Source organism: Mesorhizobium sp. M1163 (assembly GCF_040318415.1).
Taxonomy (GTDB): domain Bacteria; phylum Pseudomonadota; class Alphaproteobacteria; order Rhizobiales; family Rhizobiaceae; genus Mesorhizobium.
Genome location: NZ_JAMYMF010000071.1, coordinates 1 through 13854, shown reverse-complemented (window position 1 = coordinate 13854; position 13854 = coordinate 1). Strand labels below are relative to the sequence as shown.

At 62.9% G+C, this 13854-nt stretch carries 16 protein-coding genes; 4 read left to right on the top strand and 12 right to left on the bottom strand.

What is annotated here, in order from left to right; all coding sequences use genetic code 11:
- Nucleotides 1–108: 108 nt before the first annotated feature.
- The 7 genes from NKH43_RS34070 to NKH43_RS34040 form a co-directional block, all read right to left on the bottom strand.
- Nucleotides 109–1602 (bottom strand): phage tail protein, encoded by a 1494-nt coding sequence (locus NKH43_RS34070; protein ID WP_352861880.1) that lies wholly within the window; start codon nt 1600–1602, stop codon nt 109–111.
- Entirely contained in the window at nt 1565–2566 is a 1002-nt protein-coding gene (locus tag NKH43_RS34065) for a phage tail protein (RefSeq protein WP_352861878.1), read from the bottom strand. Before NKH43_RS34065 ends, NKH43_RS34070 begins: the two co-directional genes overlap by 38 nt.
- Entirely contained in the window at nt 2563–3165 is a 603-nt protein-coding gene (locus tag NKH43_RS34060; RefSeq protein WP_352861876.1) for a phage connector family protein, read from the bottom strand. Before NKH43_RS34060 ends, NKH43_RS34065 begins: the two co-directional genes overlap by 4 nt.
- Nucleotides 3166–3450: 285 nt before the next feature.
- A complete protein-coding gene (locus NKH43_RS34055) occupies nt 3451–3696 on the bottom strand; it encodes a hypothetical protein (RefSeq protein WP_352861874.1) in 246 nt (81 codons plus the stop codon).
- A gap of 213 nt (nt 3697–3909) precedes the next feature.
- Nucleotides 3910–4899, bottom strand: a complete 990-nt coding sequence (locus NKH43_RS34050; protein WP_023718156.1) for a hypothetical protein — start codon at nt 4897–4899, stop codon at nt 3910–3912.
- A gap of 85 nt (nt 4900–4984) precedes the next feature.
- Nucleotides 4985–5893 (bottom strand): hypothetical protein, encoded by a 909-nt coding sequence (locus NKH43_RS34045; protein ID WP_352861873.1) that lies wholly within the window; start codon nt 5891–5893, stop codon nt 4985–4987.
- 278 nt (nt 5894–6171) lie between these two features.
- Nucleotides 6172–6744, bottom strand: coding sequence for a hypothetical protein (locus NKH43_RS34040; RefSeq protein WP_352861871.1), 573 nt, complete (start codon nt 6742–6744; stop codon nt 6172–6174).
- A 109-nt stretch (nt 6745–6853) separates the two neighbouring features.
- Between NKH43_RS34040 and NKH43_RS34035 the strand changes: the two genes are divergently transcribed.
- The 4 genes from NKH43_RS34035 (at nt 6854) to NKH43_RS34020 (ending at nt 8506) form a co-directional block, all read left to right on the top strand.
- Nucleotides 6854–7042, top strand: coding sequence for a type II toxin-antitoxin system HicA family toxin (locus tag NKH43_RS34035; protein ID WP_352496017.1), 189 nt, complete (start codon nt 6854–6856; stop codon nt 7040–7042).
- A gap of 4 nt (nt 7043–7046) precedes the next feature.
- A complete protein-coding gene (locus tag NKH43_RS34030) occupies nt 7047–7448 on the top strand; it encodes a type II toxin-antitoxin system HicB family antitoxin (protein WP_023718152.1) in 402 nt (133 codons plus the stop codon).
- A 194-nt stretch (nt 7449–7642) separates the two neighbouring features.
- Entirely contained in the window at nt 7643–7960 is a 318-nt protein-coding gene (locus NKH43_RS34025) for a YMGG-like glycine zipper-containing protein (protein ID WP_023718151.1), read from the top strand.
- A 243-nt stretch (nt 7961–8203) separates the two neighbouring features.
- Complete coding sequence (locus tag NKH43_RS34020) at nt 8204–8506, top strand: hypothetical protein (RefSeq protein WP_352589714.1); 303 nt, start codon at nt 8204–8206, stop codon at nt 8504–8506.
- A 19-nt stretch (nt 8507–8525) separates the two neighbouring features.
- Here NKH43_RS34020 and NKH43_RS34015 read toward each other — a convergent pair whose 3' ends face one another.
- From NKH43_RS34015 to NKH43_RS33995, 5 genes are all read right to left on the bottom strand, one after another.
- Nucleotides 8526–8849, bottom strand: a complete 324-nt coding sequence (locus tag NKH43_RS34015; RefSeq protein ID WP_352589711.1) for a Bbp19 family protein — start codon at nt 8847–8849, stop codon at nt 8526–8528.
- Nucleotides 8846–10588 (bottom strand): portal protein, encoded by a 1743-nt coding sequence (locus NKH43_RS34010; RefSeq protein WP_352861868.1) that lies wholly within the window; start codon nt 10586–10588, stop codon nt 8846–8848. Before NKH43_RS34010 ends, NKH43_RS34015 begins: the two co-directional genes overlap by 4 nt.
- Before the next feature lie 269 nt (nt 10589–10857).
- Nucleotides 10858–12009: an acyltransferase family protein gene (locus NKH43_RS34005; RefSeq protein ID WP_352861867.1), complete on the bottom strand. Its 1152-nt coding sequence runs from the start codon at nt 12007–12009 to the stop codon at nt 10858–10860.
- 336 nt (nt 12010–12345) lie between these two features.
- Nucleotides 12346–12939 carry a hypothetical protein gene (locus NKH43_RS34000; protein WP_352861866.1) on the bottom strand — a complete coding sequence of 198 codons (594 nt, stop codon included), beginning with the start codon at nt 12937–12939 and terminating at the stop codon, nt 12346–12348.
- Entirely contained in the window at nt 12936–13691 is a 756-nt protein-coding gene (locus tag NKH43_RS33995) for a phage terminase large subunit family protein (protein WP_051409635.1), read from the bottom strand. The genes NKH43_RS34000 and NKH43_RS33995 overlap by 4 nt, the downstream gene beginning before the upstream one ends.
- Nucleotides 13692–13854: the final 163 nt, after the last annotated feature.

The window sequence follows — 13854 nt, the reverse complement described above, 5'->3', positions numbered from 1 at the left end:
TCGCTCCTTCGCTCAACTGCCTCTCCAAAGAATCCTTTCTCAGCCTAAACTCAACCCCAAAATCGCCATATGCGATTCCCCTGCCTCGAGGGGGGAGATCAGCAGTTCCTAAGGCTCGGCGTCGAACACCGGTGTCATCGCCCTGATCGTGCAGGGCGTCGGATTGACGTGGCGGATCTTCACCCGCCCCTGCCCTTCCCAGCTATCGTCGATCGGCACCTCGACATTGCCGGTGAACAATTTCGCCATGGCACCCGGAGCTACCACGGACGGGATGCGAACCTGCTCCCATCGGCCGCGGATAAACGACTGGACCTGAAGCCCGGCGATGTCGGTTTCCAGCAGCGAAAGAATGAGCTTGGCGACCTTCTTGCGCCGGCCGACGATCGAGCCGTCGCGGCCGCCGACGTCCAGCTCCAGCGTGTTGGCCTCGGACTGGTAGCCGAGCCCGACCTGCCATTTGGCGGCGGTGGCGCCGCCGGGCAGCATCACCTGGCCGGAAGCGACCGTGAGCCCTTTGTAGACCTTGCCGCCGGCCAGCACGTCGACCGCCTGGCCTTCGAGATGATCGAGGCCGGAGACGACATTGACGGCAGCACCCGAATAGGTCAGCCCGCAGTCGACCTCGAAAGCGTCCTCGATTGCCGCATACTCGAACGGCACGGTCTTTATCTCGATATAGCGCCTGGTCACGCCGCCGATCGTGCGCTTGACGATCAGCCAGAGATCGTCATTGCCGTCCTGGCCGGGCGTCACCACGGCGCTTTCGACAATGGCCCAGTTCGATCCTGCGAAACTTCCGGCGATCTGGTGGATATGCATGCCGCGAACGTCTTGCGACGGCTGGTGCGTGTAGCCGCCGAGTTCGCCATTCCCGAGCGGGAACCAGAGCAGCGGGTCGGGGTCGGTCTGAAAGGCGAGTTCGACGACGCCTTTCTTCGGAATGTGCTCCGATATTTGACCGACATCGTCGGAGGTGAAGCGGCCGGTGGCGTTTTGCGTCAGCTCGGCGATCGATTTGCGGGAGCGGGTGACATAGAGGAACGACTGCCCCGCATCGACGGGACGCAGCGGGGCACAGCCGAAGGTCCGCGACCGGCGGTTCTTGAACGAGGACGGTGTCAGCGCCTCGTCGATGCCGGAGCCGGACAGCGCCCTCACCCCGCCAAGCGTTCCGATGATCAGCGCACCGTCCGATTCCGCCACCCACGTGATGTCATTGGCCTGACCGCCGCCGGCCTGCACGAATTCCAGCGCGTCGGTGTCTTTCTCGCCGGTGGCGAAGTTGTCGAAATCGCCGGTTTGCGAGGCATAGACCGAGAATTTTCGGCTGAACGCCAGGCGCTCCTCGTAAAGCGAACCGCTCTGCACGTACCTGCCGGGCACGAACGTGCCGAGACGCCAGCGGATGATCGGGCTGAGATCGGGCAGAGCATGTCCATACAACTGGACCGTGACCACCGTCATGCTGGTGCGGGCAGTGACCTTGGCCCAGCGCCAGAAGCCATCCGCGCCAAGCAGACGAATGGCGCGGCCGACATCGCTGGTCTGGAAACCAGTGCAGTCATTGATGCCGACGACCGAGGAGGGCCGAGAGATCAAACGGCGTTTGCGACGGCGCGTATTCGTGCAGGGCCAGTTCGGCGATAGCGGTTCCGTCGCTGTCGCCGCCCGAAAACAGCAGCTGATAAAATTCGTAGGCAACCGTGTTGTTGAAGCCGTCGAAGAAGCGGGTTTCCGATTTGGACCAGCCGGTCTCTCCGTCCCGGCTGTCGAGCGTCGTCCAGTCGGTGCCGTTGTGCGAGGCCTGGAATTGCCACTGGGTCGGCGAGACAGTGTCTGAGTGATCATTCGTCGCGGTAATCCAATAGGCGTCGACTGCCCTGGCCTCGCCGCCGCCGAACTGGTAGCGCAGATACCCGCTCGGAAATCCCGCTATGTCCACCCCCTCCTGCTTGTCGCCGCCGAAAGCCTGCCACACGTCGGATGAGCCGTTGCTGTTGCTGACCGTGCCGCTTGGCAGCGTATTCGAGGTCATGACCGGCATGGCGTTGCCGGTTGCGGCCGGCGTCAACGTCGTGGCGGTGGTGTTGATCTTGTCGTATGGGCCGTCGAGAAAGACGAAATCGGCGAGCGTCCAAGTCGTGTGCGCGGTGCGCGTCAGCACCTTGACCGGATAATCCTTGTGGGTGACCCACATCTGGTCTGCCGACTGGACGAATTGCAGGTCGAAGAGATCGGCCTCGAGATAAGGGGCCGCCACCTCGACCGTACCGACGCGGGCGCCATAGGCGTAGACGCGGATGTAAAGATCGCCGAATTCGAGCGCATAGGCCTGATCGGCCGAGAAGATGAACAGGATCAGCCGTGTCGCCTTCGACGAATTGTTCACCTCCGCGCAAAAATACGTGCCGCCACGCTTTCTGATGCCGCCATGCGGCAGCGTGACGAAGTTCGTGCATTTGGACAGCGCCGCCCGGTAAAGCTCGAGCGAGGCGCGAGCGTGCAAGCGGGGAGAAATCTCGCCGCGGATGAATGCGTCCTGGACCGGATAGAGCGTGGTCATCGGCCGACGAACCTGTTGTCGCCGCGTTGGAAAGCCCAGGACATATTGGAAAATCTGCCGCCGCGCTGGATGGCATTGGCCGAGTAGGCGGCATCCAGCGCCCTGTCATAGGCGCTGCGAGCGACGTCGATCATGCCGGACTTGTGGGTCAAGGGATGCGCGATCTTGATGGTGAGCGCCGCAATCAGCACCTCGGTGAACAGCGCGTCCCAGTCGTTGGGGTCGGTCAGGTTGGCGATATAGCGGATGATGCGCGGCCCGGCCTGATCGGAATAGACCAACCCGGCCTCCTGCCGCCATGAGAGCGGCACGCCGTCCGGCTCGCCATTATGGGTCAGCGGCAAGGGCCGCAGGCAGTCGGCGGGAAGTTCATAGGCAAAGTTCAGCGTGCCAGCGCCGCTGCCGGTGTCGAAGCCGGCGACCGAGGCCGCCAGGATAGCGAAGACATAGGCGTGCTTGGTCAATTCGGCCTCGCGGGTCAGGTCGAAGTGCAGATTGAGCAGACGCGCCGCCTTGGCGTCCTGGTCGAGGCTGTCGATCGGCGCCTCGTCGAGCACGGCGAGCGCCATGTTGGCGATGTCGAGCGGGGTGATGGCCATGGCTCAGGCCTCTGTCTGTGTGGTTGGTCGGGGAAAACGGGGCATGGTGCCTCCACGGCAAAAAGCCGCTTCAAGGCGGCTGGGGATTTCTTGTGATTGTGGCTTGGGCAGAACGTTGCACGTCTCGTGCAGGGAGCCGTCACGATGCCAGCCGCCCGTCAGGGAATGGGTGGCACGTGCTGCGTGATCCGTCTTTTTCCATTCGAGCAGGAAGACGGCAATGCTTCGGTTATTGCGGTTTCACGACACCGCCGCGCAATGCGGCGATGTCTTGCCTGGATTGTGTCAGCCGATGCGTGCGCCGGTCGAGATCCCTGTTTCGGCTGACTTGGCAAAGACGCTTGCTTTCACCCTTCCGGCACCTCCGGCCATAGCCAAGCCCTTGTCCAGGGCATCCTGAAGACTTGGTGTGTAGTAGGCGGTGTCCTCCAGACCGCTGAAGAAGTTTATGCGATGAACTTCCCCCTTCTTGCTCATGACAATGCCCGCTTTTCGGAGCACTTCCTGAACTGTTTTGTACTTCACGTTCATAGTTACCTCCCTTGCTCAGACAAGGCAGCATCGCCCTTTCTTGTAACTGTTTGGTGCCGTCGATTGGCCAAACGAGCAACATGAACGTTGTGGCGAACCGCAAAATTCGCATCACTCCGGCGCGGCGCAGCGGGTGAACTTGGGATTCGCCACACCGGCCGACCTGGTGTCCAGAAGGGGCGGGACGTCTGATGCCCGCCCCTTCCGGCCGGATCAGGCCTCCATCGTTTTCAGCGCGATGAACGTCATGTGCTTGACGCTCGACGCCGTGCGGTCCCAGTTTGCCGCCAGTGCCAGCTCGGCATCGGTGGCGAATTCGCCGGCCGAGGACGCGTCGAGGAAGCGGGTGCCCGGCACATGCGGCACGAAATGCCGGCGGCCGACCATTTCGGTGACGCCGCCGCCATGGCCCTGCCGCGGCTTGCGGTCGAACTCGAGCGGGCCGCCTTCGGTGTTGACCGGCAGCTCGTTCCACAGGATCGCCTTGTCCTTGAACATGAAGGCGGTGTAGACGCCGCCGGCGACCGGAATATCGTCATCGACGACGGCCCTGAGCCCCATGTAGTAGGGGATCAGCGGCCCGCCCTGCTCGGACGACGGCACATAGTCGATGAGGTCGGCGAGCTTCAGCGCCTTCATCTGTTTCGAATGCATCCAGATCGTCTTGAACTTGTCGGCGCGGTCGCCCATCAGATAGGCGGCCTCGATGATGTCGGTGTCGACGATGGAAGCACCGGTAACGCGCACCAGATCGCTGCCGTCATTGGCGATGTTGTCGGCCAGCACGCCTTTCAGGATGCCGAGCAGCGTCAGCTTGTTGGCGCGCTGCCAGTAGTCGGTCTGGCGACGCACGATGAGCTTCTGCGGATCGTCGCCGGCAAGGATCGAAGTCAGGTCCGGGATGCCCCAGGCCTGCGCACGCACATTGCGGGCCGCGACTTCGCGGCGCGCACCGATCTTCTTCATCTCGATCGAGTCGGCCGGGTCGTCATTGACCGGCTCCGAGGGATCGTTGCCGAGATCCTTCCAGCCGGGCATGTCGACGGAACGCCCGCCCATGGAGAGCTTCGAGGCGATGGCCGGGTCGGAAAACAGGATCCCGGCCTGGTAGATGTCGAGCGACTGGACATGCTCTTCGAACGAGTATTGCGCATAGACGGACGGAACGATCGCGTCCGCGATGCGGGTATAGGCGTCTGCCATTTTGTCTTCCTTCAGGTTTGTGGAGATTGGCGGACCATGATCCAGAAAAGTGGAAACCGGTTTCGGAAAAGATCATGGTCCAATTTCAGAGAGGATTATTGGGCATCCACAGATCGGGGTTTTCGCCGGCCTCGCGTGCCAGCCGCCGGGCGCGGGCGGGGTCGCTTTTGACCAGGGCTGAGATGCCAGTCAGGTTGCGCTCGCCGGCGGCATTGCGCTTGGAGGGATTGCCTCCACTCAAGGCCGCGCCGCCGTCGATCGTGTCTTCGCGGAACATCGCCTCGCCGATGGCGTGGAACGCCTTGGCGATCTGCGGGTCGGTCAAGGCGCCATCCGGCAGAAGGATGCCCTTCGCCTTATAGGCATTGACCAGGCCGAGCTTCTTCATCGCCCTGTTGGCGACCTCGAGCTTCTTGCGAAAGCCATCGCTGCCGGTCGGTCCCCAATCCCGCACAAGGTCGTCGTGGGTCGTCTCGACCGAGCGGGCAACGGCGATTTGCTGTGCCTTGGCCTGCTCGGCCATGTAGCCGACGAAGCGGTCGTGATAGGCCTGCGCGACCTTCGGGGTAGCACCTGCCTCGACTGCCCAGGCCTTGGACGCATTGGCGAGCTCGTCCGAATAGGCGAAGTTTTCGGGGAGCCCGTCGGGGCGCCTGTACTCGACCTTGTCGGGCGAGGTCAGCGGACGCATCGCCTCGGGCAGTCGGGCATGGAACCTGTCCCAGTCTTCCGCGGCTGCATCGGCTGCCGGAACGCGCAGGCTCTCACCCTGCTGCCGCTCCAGCTCCGCATAAGAGGTGAAAACCCGATCGAGGCTTTCAGGCTTGGTCCAGCCCTTGGTTTCAGCAAGCTTGCGGTTGCCTTCGGAAAGACCGTCAAACCAGCTTTTGGCCGCAGGCGGGGCGGACCCGTTGTCCCCGTTGGCCGGTGGCCGTGCAAGGTTGCCCGCCGGTGGCGCCGCCACCACGGACCCGGCGTCTGCCAGATCTGTCATGAAAAGATTCCTTATGTTGAGGTTTAGAGAGAGCCAGCGGCGAAGCTGCCAATCTCCCCCCTCGTGGGGGAGATGTCCGGCAGGACAGAGGGGGGCGCGAAGGAACGCGAGGATCCGGTGCACTTCGTCACCAACGCCCCGGGAAAGATTGCAAGCACGAATCAGCTGGATAAGCCGGCGGGACAGCGCCCCCCTCTGCCCTGCCGGGCATCTCCCCCACGCGGGGGGAGATTGGCCGTCACTTCCGCTTTCGCCAATCACCCATATCTGGAGGGAACCTAGATATTGTCGCCCCAGTTCTCCCAGAGCAGCGTGATAGTGCCGGTGACGGCAACCGTGCCGTCAGCGTCGATATCCGTGCCGGTGGCAAACGCCAGGTTGAGATAGAGGTCGACCGGCGTCACGGTGCCGTCGAGCGTAGCGGCTGCGGCAACATCGGCAATCGATGCGCTCGACAGCGCGGCACCCGCGCCATCCAGCGTACGGCCGGTCGCGCCCAGCACATTGACCACGGTGCCGGCAAGCACAGCGCTCGATGCTGCCGTCGAGCCGAGCGACCAGGTTAGCGCGGCATTGTCGTTGATGGTCGACGCGCGGGTAGTCAGCACCGCGAACTGCAATCTTGCCGTGCCGCCCTTGATATGGATCTTGCCATCGATGAAATCGAACAGCTTCTGACTGGCATAGGCCAGTGCATCGGTGACCGGCACCGGCATGGCATTGAAGGGGAAGACGGTGCGGTAGGCGCCGCCCTGCCCGGTCGTCCTGGCGGTAAGCCCCGCCTTGGGCGGGGCAAGGCCGGCTTCTCTGGCGGCGGCACGCGAAAGCGTCCGGGGAAGACCTCGGGTCATCTGGTATCTCCATTTTTTGGGGATTGAGGAAGGTTCAACTGGACCGCGGCACGTAATCTGCCGCAAATCTCATGGACATTTAGGCCTTCTGTGTGTATCTATACACAACATGAAGAGCGCCGATGTCATTCATAGGCTGCTGGCGGATGGCTGGTACGAAGTGGCTCGAAAAGGAAGTCACGCCCAGTTCAAGCACAAAGCCAAGCCGGGCCGCGTGACAGTTCCGCATCCCAAGCGCGACATCCCGATCGGCACTCTCAAGAGTATCGAAAAACAATCCGGCTTGAAGCTGAGGTAGAGAAATGCGGAACTACATCGGACTGATCCACAAGCAAGCGGACAGCGACTTCGGCGTCTCCTTCCCCGATTTTCCGGGCCTGGTGACAGCAGGCGTCAATCTGGATGATGCCCGCGCCATGGCCGAGGAAGCACTGGCCTTTCATGTCGAGGGGCTGGTCGAGGATGGCGAAGCAATTCCCGAGCCGTCGTCCCTGGAGGAAGTGATGTCGGACAAGGACAATCTGAGCGGTGTCGCCATCCTGGTTCCCTTGAAAGCCGAAGCGGCGAAAGTCGTGCGCGTCAATGTCACCATTCCGGAAGATATCCTCGATCAGATCGATCGATATGCAGAGCGCCACGGCTACAGCCGATCCGGATTTCTGACCGCTGCGGCAAAAAAGGTGATGCAGATCGAGGCAGCGTAGCCCCTCGAAGGTCGATTTGAGATGAAGCTCCGTCGTCTTGTTCGGTTACATTTCTTTCCGAAACCGAGCTGTCAGACTAAAACAACCATGTCTTATTTCGTGAGGCTCAGTGCCTATGTTCCGCCGCAAATGCCACCGCACTTGGCAAGATCGGCCCGTGTATTAGTTCATAGACTTCAAGGGAGTACCAGACGATGACCATTTCCAGAGCCATTGCCGCCATGCTCGTAACCGCCGCATTGGCAGGCTGCGCGCAGACCGAAGCACAGCAGAGAACCAGCACCGGTGCGCTGCTCGGCGCCGGCGCCGGTGCGCTTGCCGGCCAGGCGATCGGCGGCAACACCAAGAGCACGGTCATCGGTGCCGGAGCCGGCGCCTTGCTGGGCGCCGTCGTCGGCAACGCCACCACGCCGCAGCCGCGCGGCGAACAGCTTTGCCGTTATCAGGATCGCAACAGCGGCCGCATCTACACCGCCCCCTGTGACGACCGCTATTATAACGGCGATTATTGAGCGTGCCCCCTTCTCCCCGTTCTGCGGGGAGAAGGTCCCGGCAGGGGGATGAGGGGCAGCGCAAACTTCTGACATGCCGGCTCCGCCCCTCACCTGCCTGCCGGCATCATCTCCCCGTAGAACGGAGAGAGGGGCGCAGCTTCAGCCTCGGCGCATCCTTTTTCCCCGATGATTTGGTCCTTCCGCTGATTAAACGTCGGCGCTATCGTCTGCTATCCAAAGGGGGCGACGATGCGATTTTTGATGACCTCACTGCTGGCTGTTTGTTCGGTTTCCGCACACGCCAGACAGGCTGTCAGTGTTGAGCGGATTGACGAATGCCTGGTCTTGCCGGTGGCCGCTGTCGACAATCGTGTCAAAGCCACTTTCGAGGTGACACTGGACAAGGCCGGCAAGATCAAGTCGGTTACGGTTGTATCCTACGAACCTCATTCGGAAGCAGCGGCGGAAGCGGCCCGACAACTTTCGAAATCGGTCCAGAGGTGTTGGCCGCCAGGCGTCAAAACCAGCCCGTTGCGACTCACCGTAGATTTGAGCAAGACTTAGCCACAGGTCCTCCACCACCCTACCTCCCCTCCAGCCTCGCCGCCTTTGCCAGCGCCGCCAGCTGCGCTTCGTCCAGCGTCAAAAACCCCATAATGTGCTGCACCACTTCGGCCCGCGCATTGCTCAGCGCACTGTGCAGCTCGAAGCCGTTCGGCGTTTTTGTCTTGGCCAGCCACTCGCCATAGGACGGGCGGCGGTAATAGCCGGTCGCAGCCGTGAGGTCGGCCAGCACCATCTCGCCGTCCTGGCCTGAGAACACCCTGAGATAGGCCTTGGCCAGCGCATCTTGCGCCTTGGCCGGGCCGCCGGCCTGGCTGGAATGGGCGAAGCGTTTGCCACTCATACGCCCTGCCCGCCCGAAGCATCTTGCACACCCTGCGGCATCAACTCGCCGAGTCCATCCAGCAGGCCGCTATCGCGCGCCTGTACGGCCGCCGGCACCGCATCCCTGGCGACCTTGCCGGCGGCGGCGACCGCCGCCATGCTGGCCTGTTCCTGCTGGGCCTTGGCACGAGCATCGCGAATACCGGCCACCTCGTCCTGGCGGCGAAAGATGCGCTGCGGGCTGCGGCCCGCGCCCTGCACGATCTTCAGTGCTTCATCGCCGTCGATATTGTCCATGATGCCGGGATCGAATTGCGCCATCTGCATGGCCGTCGTCACCACCTGGATGGTGTCGCGGGCTTCGGCCGAGCGGCGCAGCACGTCGAGCGGGCCGGTGAAGGTCGGCCGCAGCGCCTTGCCGGCGAGGCTCGCCGGCGGCAGGAAGCGGCTGTCTTCCTCGTAAAGTCCCTTGTCTTCCAGAATACCCAGCTCGCGGTCGAGATTGCTGGCAAAGCCGGCCTGGATGATCGAGCCGGACGGCCCGAGCAGCGCGCCCTTCTCCTCCTGCCGGATCAAGGCCTCGGTCGCCGTCATCTGCGGGTTCTGCACCAGCGTCTGGAACAGGTTGACGAACATCATGTCCCGGATCTCCTCGGCCCAGCTGTCGGCATAATTGAACGCATAGGTCGGGTTCTGGCCGGTGGCGATGGGCGCGATCAGCGGCCGGCCGGCATCGTCGATCAGGCCCGGATAATTCTCGCCGGGATTGAGCACCGGCACATAGTCGAGCCGCGCCTTGGACGCGGTCGCCGGATCGGTGATCTGCTGCAGGGCGCGCAGGCCGGAGCGCCGCACGGCGTTCTCCTCGCGCACCGTCGTCAGCGCCTCGATGGTCGGCGAGATGCCGTAGGGATCGCCCTCGTAGCGGCGCCAGTTGAAGCACGATACCGGGAACGAGCGAAAACCGCTTTCCCTGACGATCACCTCCTCGTCCTCGATGACGTGATAGGAAGCGAACGCCGTATCGAGATACTGATAGGTGCCGCTCAGACTGTACATCTTGCGCTCGTCGCGCGGCTGGATGCACTGGATCAGCGAGATCTTCGTCTCGCATTTCGAGGGGTCGTCGACCAGAATCTTGATCCGCACCGGCAGCTTTTCATAGCCGAGCAGTTGCGCCGCCTGCCGCGCCGTGCGCTCGTAGCGGCGGTGGAAAATATCGACCTGGCCCCAGCGGTTGCGCGAGAGATAGCCCTCGACCACGGGGATCGAGGCATAGCGGATCAGCGTGCCGCCAAAACCCTCCTCGGCGTAGAGATAGGCTGGGCCGTAGCGCACGACATTGCGCAGGCATGCCTGTGTTGCCGGCACGAAGTTCGAATTGGCGGAGTAGCGCAGCGAAAACAGGAAATCGCGCAGCGCTTCCGCCCATTCCTTTTCCTCGTCGGTTTCCTCGTCGTTGATTGCCGCGGTCGACAGCCCATGCCATTTCTCTGACTGCGGGATGATCAGGCTTTCCAGCCCGGCGGCCAGCCGGTTGGCGGCCGAGTTGATGGTGTTGGCGTAGACGCGCGCACCGCGCCGCTCCTGCCGTTCGGCCTGCGAATCCGTGCCGGCCTGGCGGCGGCCGCTCCACATATCGGGCGCATCGGGGTCGCAGAATTCGGACACCGCCTCCCAGACATGCTCGTACTGGCTGCGTTCGCTCTCCAGTTCTGCCTGTCGCGACAGAATATCGCGAGCACGGGAATCGCTCATGGTCAGCCTCGCTTGATGGATTTGATTGAAAAGAAGCGGCGGGACGCCGAAGCTGCCGACCTCCCCCTTGTGGGGGAGATGTCCGGCAGGACAGAGGGGGGCGCGAAGGATCGCAAGCCTGCGTTTTTTATGTTTTTCCGACCGGATTCGCCCAACCGGAATTCGCCTAACGTCGCGTTACAAATGATCCACAAGCCGGCGGGACAGCGCCCCCCTCTGCCCTGCCGGGCATCTCCCCCACGAGGAGGGAGATCGGCAGTTTCAGCTGATCATGCGCTGCCCTCGAGCGCCGGGCTCCGCCCAAAACGCTGCACCACGAAACGTCCCATCTTCTGGCCGGGCACTTCGATCAGCGTGTAGGTGATCCAGGACAGCAGGCAGACCACCGGCAGAACGACGACAGTGACGACCGCAAAGCGCAGCGGCGCCGACAATTCGTGGCCGAACTGGGTGATGACCAGGGCCGCGACCGGCTGGAGAACCAGCAGATGGATCAAATAGATGCTGAAGGAAAGCTCACCCATCAGATGAAAGAACCTGTTGGCGAGCGTCATGGCGATCTTTCTGGCCACGATGCCCATCATTCCCGGCAGCATCCGGTAGAGAACCAGGGCAAAGAAACCCAATACGAGCGCTTCCCGCATCAAAAGCTTGCCAAGCCCATAGCCGCCGCCGAAGGGCAGCGCGGCCAGAGCCATAGCCAACGCCAGATATGCGAAGGGCCGCTTTTGCCTTTGATGGATGACGCCCGCCAGCAGCATCCCGCACAGGAAAATCTGCATCTTCAGCGGCAGGAACGACGGCATCGGAAAATGCACCGACAATTGCCCCATCAACAACACGATCGCGCTGCCGGTGGCCGCGACCAGAATGGCGCTCCATACCCAGTCAAGCCTGCGCACCAGCAGCATGATCGCCGGAAACACCGCATAGAACTGCATCTCCAGCCCGAGGCTCCAGTCCGGCAGCGGCGTGCGATAGGCGAAATTCGGCACCAGGCCGAACAGGAACAGCAGATGGGCGCCAATATTCTTCAGGCCGCTGTCGAGATAACGCTCGGGCGCCTGCGGCGACCTCAGCAGGAACTCGTCGATGACCATCCTCGACTGGTAGAGATAGGGGCCAAGCGCCAGGGCAGCGAACAGCATGATGTAGAACAGCGGCGCTATCCTGAAGTAGCGGCGGGTCCAGAATTTCAGCCAGGTTTCCGGCCTTTGCCAGGGCTCCTTGTCCTGGCGCAGCTGGTAATGGAACACCATCAGGAAGCCGGACAGCATGATGAACAGATCGACGCCGAGGTCCGGTTCGCCGAGGATAGGAACCTGCCAGCCGGTCAACAGCAGGCAGTGCCCGATAAGCACCCAGATCGCGGCGAGCGCCCGAAGCCCGTCCAGGCACTCGATGCGCGATGTTTCCGTCATGCCGAACTTCTCGATAGCCATGTTGCAATGCAGCATGGCGGCTGAGGGAACAATGTCAACCGTGCGGAAGGAACACGATTTGCGCTCGGTTGTTACGGAAAACGCGGAAGCTGCGATCTCCCCCCTCTGCCCTGCCGGGCATCTCCCGGGGAGATCGGCAGCATCACCCGCCTCTCTTCTTCACCAACCTTGCGTGCCGGCGCCAGTACCACCACGCCAGCACGCGGTTGCGGAACACTCTTCTCATCGCGCCCATGTCAAACCCCCAGCAGCACGCGGCGCTGGCCGGTGAGCTCACTGGGCGACAAATCGGTCTTCACCGTTCCCGCGGTCCCATCATTGGCCGCCAGCTGGGCCCGCAACGCGGCCTCGCGCGCCTGCACGTCCTTGTCGGCAATGGTCGGTGTCGGCGGCAACGGCTTCAGCGCCGGCGGCTTTTGAAAAAGGCACATGGTTTGCTCCAAAGTGAGAGATTCTCGTCCAGTCGTAGAGCAGAAAATCCTCGCCGTTCCGGCCGTAGCCCGGCAGGCGGCAGCGTTGCGTGGCACCAAGCCGGGCCAGCCAGCGCAGCGCCAATTCATTGGCGGCCAGCGCTCGCGCCTCGACCCGCCAGGCGCCGTGCGCCGCAACCTGCGGCCCGAGCACGGCGTGAAAGAATTCCGTAATCCCAGGCACGCAGCGCCTCATGCGGCGCGTGCCCCAGCTCCAGGCGATCCACAGCCCGCTGCGCTGTTCGGCGGCGCCGAAGCCGGCCTCCGGATTGCCGTCGAGCTCGGCAACATAGGCAAACCCCTGCAGCGCCGTCAGCGCCAGCAAAGCCGGCGACCACTCGTCGAACTGGCAGTCGATCTCGGCTCGGTCCTCCGGCCGCAGGTTGGCGGCGATATAGGAGAGATCGCGCAGTGTGGCGGGGATGATGCGGATGGTCACCGAAACGCCCCCAGCGGATCGGCCTGCCCCGCCTTCCGCCGCGCGGCTTTGAACACCGCCGGGTCGACCACCGCTTCCCTCAGCATCATCACGCCATAGCGGGTCGCCGCCATCAAATCGTCGCGCAACTTCACCACCTGGCCATCCCGGCGGTGATAGAGCCGGAACTCCTCGAACCACGGCAAAAGCGTCGAAAACACCTTGAAGCGGCCTGATTGCATGCGATCGAGCATGTCCATCAGCCCGGCCTCGACCGATACCGAACCGTCGGCGAACTGCGCATGGCTGGCGAGCATGTTCAGCCCATGTGCCGAATATTGCTTGGCAAGCGCGGTGCCGGCACCCTCCAGTGTCTCGCGGCGGCCGTCGCGCGGCCATGCCCATGGCAGCCATTCGCCCCACGGTTTCAGAGTCAGCGCCTGCATGGCGGGAGTCTGCTGCGAAGCGCGGCAGGCCTTTGTGACATAGACGACGTCGGCCTCCGTATCCCAGGCGAGCTCGACCGCCGCCGAGGGATGGTCCCAGCCGAAATCGAGTGCGCCGAGCCGCGGCCAATAGCGCGGCAGCGGGAACGGCTCACAGGCGATCAGCTCCTCGGCCACCGGAAATATGCGGCCGGAGCCGAGCACCGGAATGCCTTTGGCCCGCGCCTCACGCTCATGCGCCGGATAGGCGGCAATGATCTCGGCGCGCTGCTGCGGCGTATAATGCTCGGCATCGTCGATGGTCATGAAGGTGACGTGACGGGTCATTGTTTTCACCCTCGCGGCATTGAATCATGGTGGCAGGTGTTGGACGTATGCTGCTGTTCGGTAAGATGTTTTCATGATGGCGGGACAGCGCCCCCCTTGTAACTTATTCCTTGCCGACTCTGCTATGAAAGCAGGTGCGGTGGCGGACGGGAGACCGACCCCT

What these genes read in the sequence shown, in the direction of transcription:
- NKH43_RS34065 (WP_352861878.1), bottom strand. Translation starts at nt 2,566, where the DNA reads ATGACCACGCTCTATCCGGTCCAGGACGCATTCATCCGCGGCGAGATT.
- NKH43_RS34060 (WP_352861876.1), bottom strand. Translation starts at nt 3,165, where the DNA reads ATGGCCATCACCCCGCTCGACATCGCCAACATGGCGCTCGCCGTGCTC.
- NKH43_RS34055 (WP_352861874.1), bottom strand. Translation starts at nt 3,696, where the DNA reads ATGAACGTGAAGTACAAAACAGTTCAGGAAGTGCTCCGAAAAGCGGGC.
- NKH43_RS34050 (WP_023718156.1), bottom strand. Translation starts at nt 4,899, where the DNA reads ATGGCAGACGCCTATACCCGCATCGCGGACGCGATCGTTCCGTCCGTC.
- NKH43_RS34045 (WP_352861873.1), bottom strand. Translation starts at nt 5,893, where the DNA reads ATGACAGATCTGGCAGACGCCGGGTCCGTGGTGGCGGCGCCACCGGCG.
- NKH43_RS34040 (WP_352861871.1), bottom strand. Translation starts at nt 6,744, where the DNA reads ATGACCCGAGGTCTTCCCCGGACGCTTTCGCGTGCCGCCGCCAGAGAA.
- NKH43_RS34035 (WP_352496017.1), top strand. Translation starts at nt 6,854, where the DNA reads ATGAAGAGCGCCGATGTCATTCATAGGCTGCTGGCGGATGGCTGGTAC.
- NKH43_RS34030 (WP_023718152.1), top strand. Translation starts at nt 7,047, where the DNA reads ATGCGGAACTACATCGGACTGATCCACAAGCAAGCGGACAGCGACTTC.
- NKH43_RS34025 (WP_023718151.1), top strand. Translation starts at nt 7,643, where the DNA reads ATGACCATTTCCAGAGCCATTGCCGCCATGCTCGTAACCGCCGCATTG.
- NKH43_RS34020 (WP_352589714.1), top strand. Translation starts at nt 8,204, where the DNA reads ATGACCTCACTGCTGGCTGTTTGTTCGGTTTCCGCACACGCCAGACAG.
- NKH43_RS34015 (WP_352589711.1), bottom strand. Translation starts at nt 8,849, where the DNA reads ATGAGTGGCAAACGCTTCGCCCATTCCAGCCAGGCCGGCGGCCCGGCC.
- NKH43_RS34010 (WP_352861868.1), bottom strand. Translation starts at nt 10,588, where the DNA reads ATGAGCGATTCCCGTGCTCGCGATATTCTGTCGCGACAGGCAGAACTG.
- NKH43_RS34005 (WP_352861867.1), bottom strand. Translation starts at nt 12,009, where the DNA reads ATGACGGAAACATCGCGCATCGAGTGCCTGGACGGGCTTCGGGCGCTC.
- NKH43_RS33995 (WP_051409635.1), bottom strand. Translation starts at nt 13,691, where the DNA reads ATGACCCGTCACGTCACCTTCATGACCATCGACGATGCCGAGCATTAT.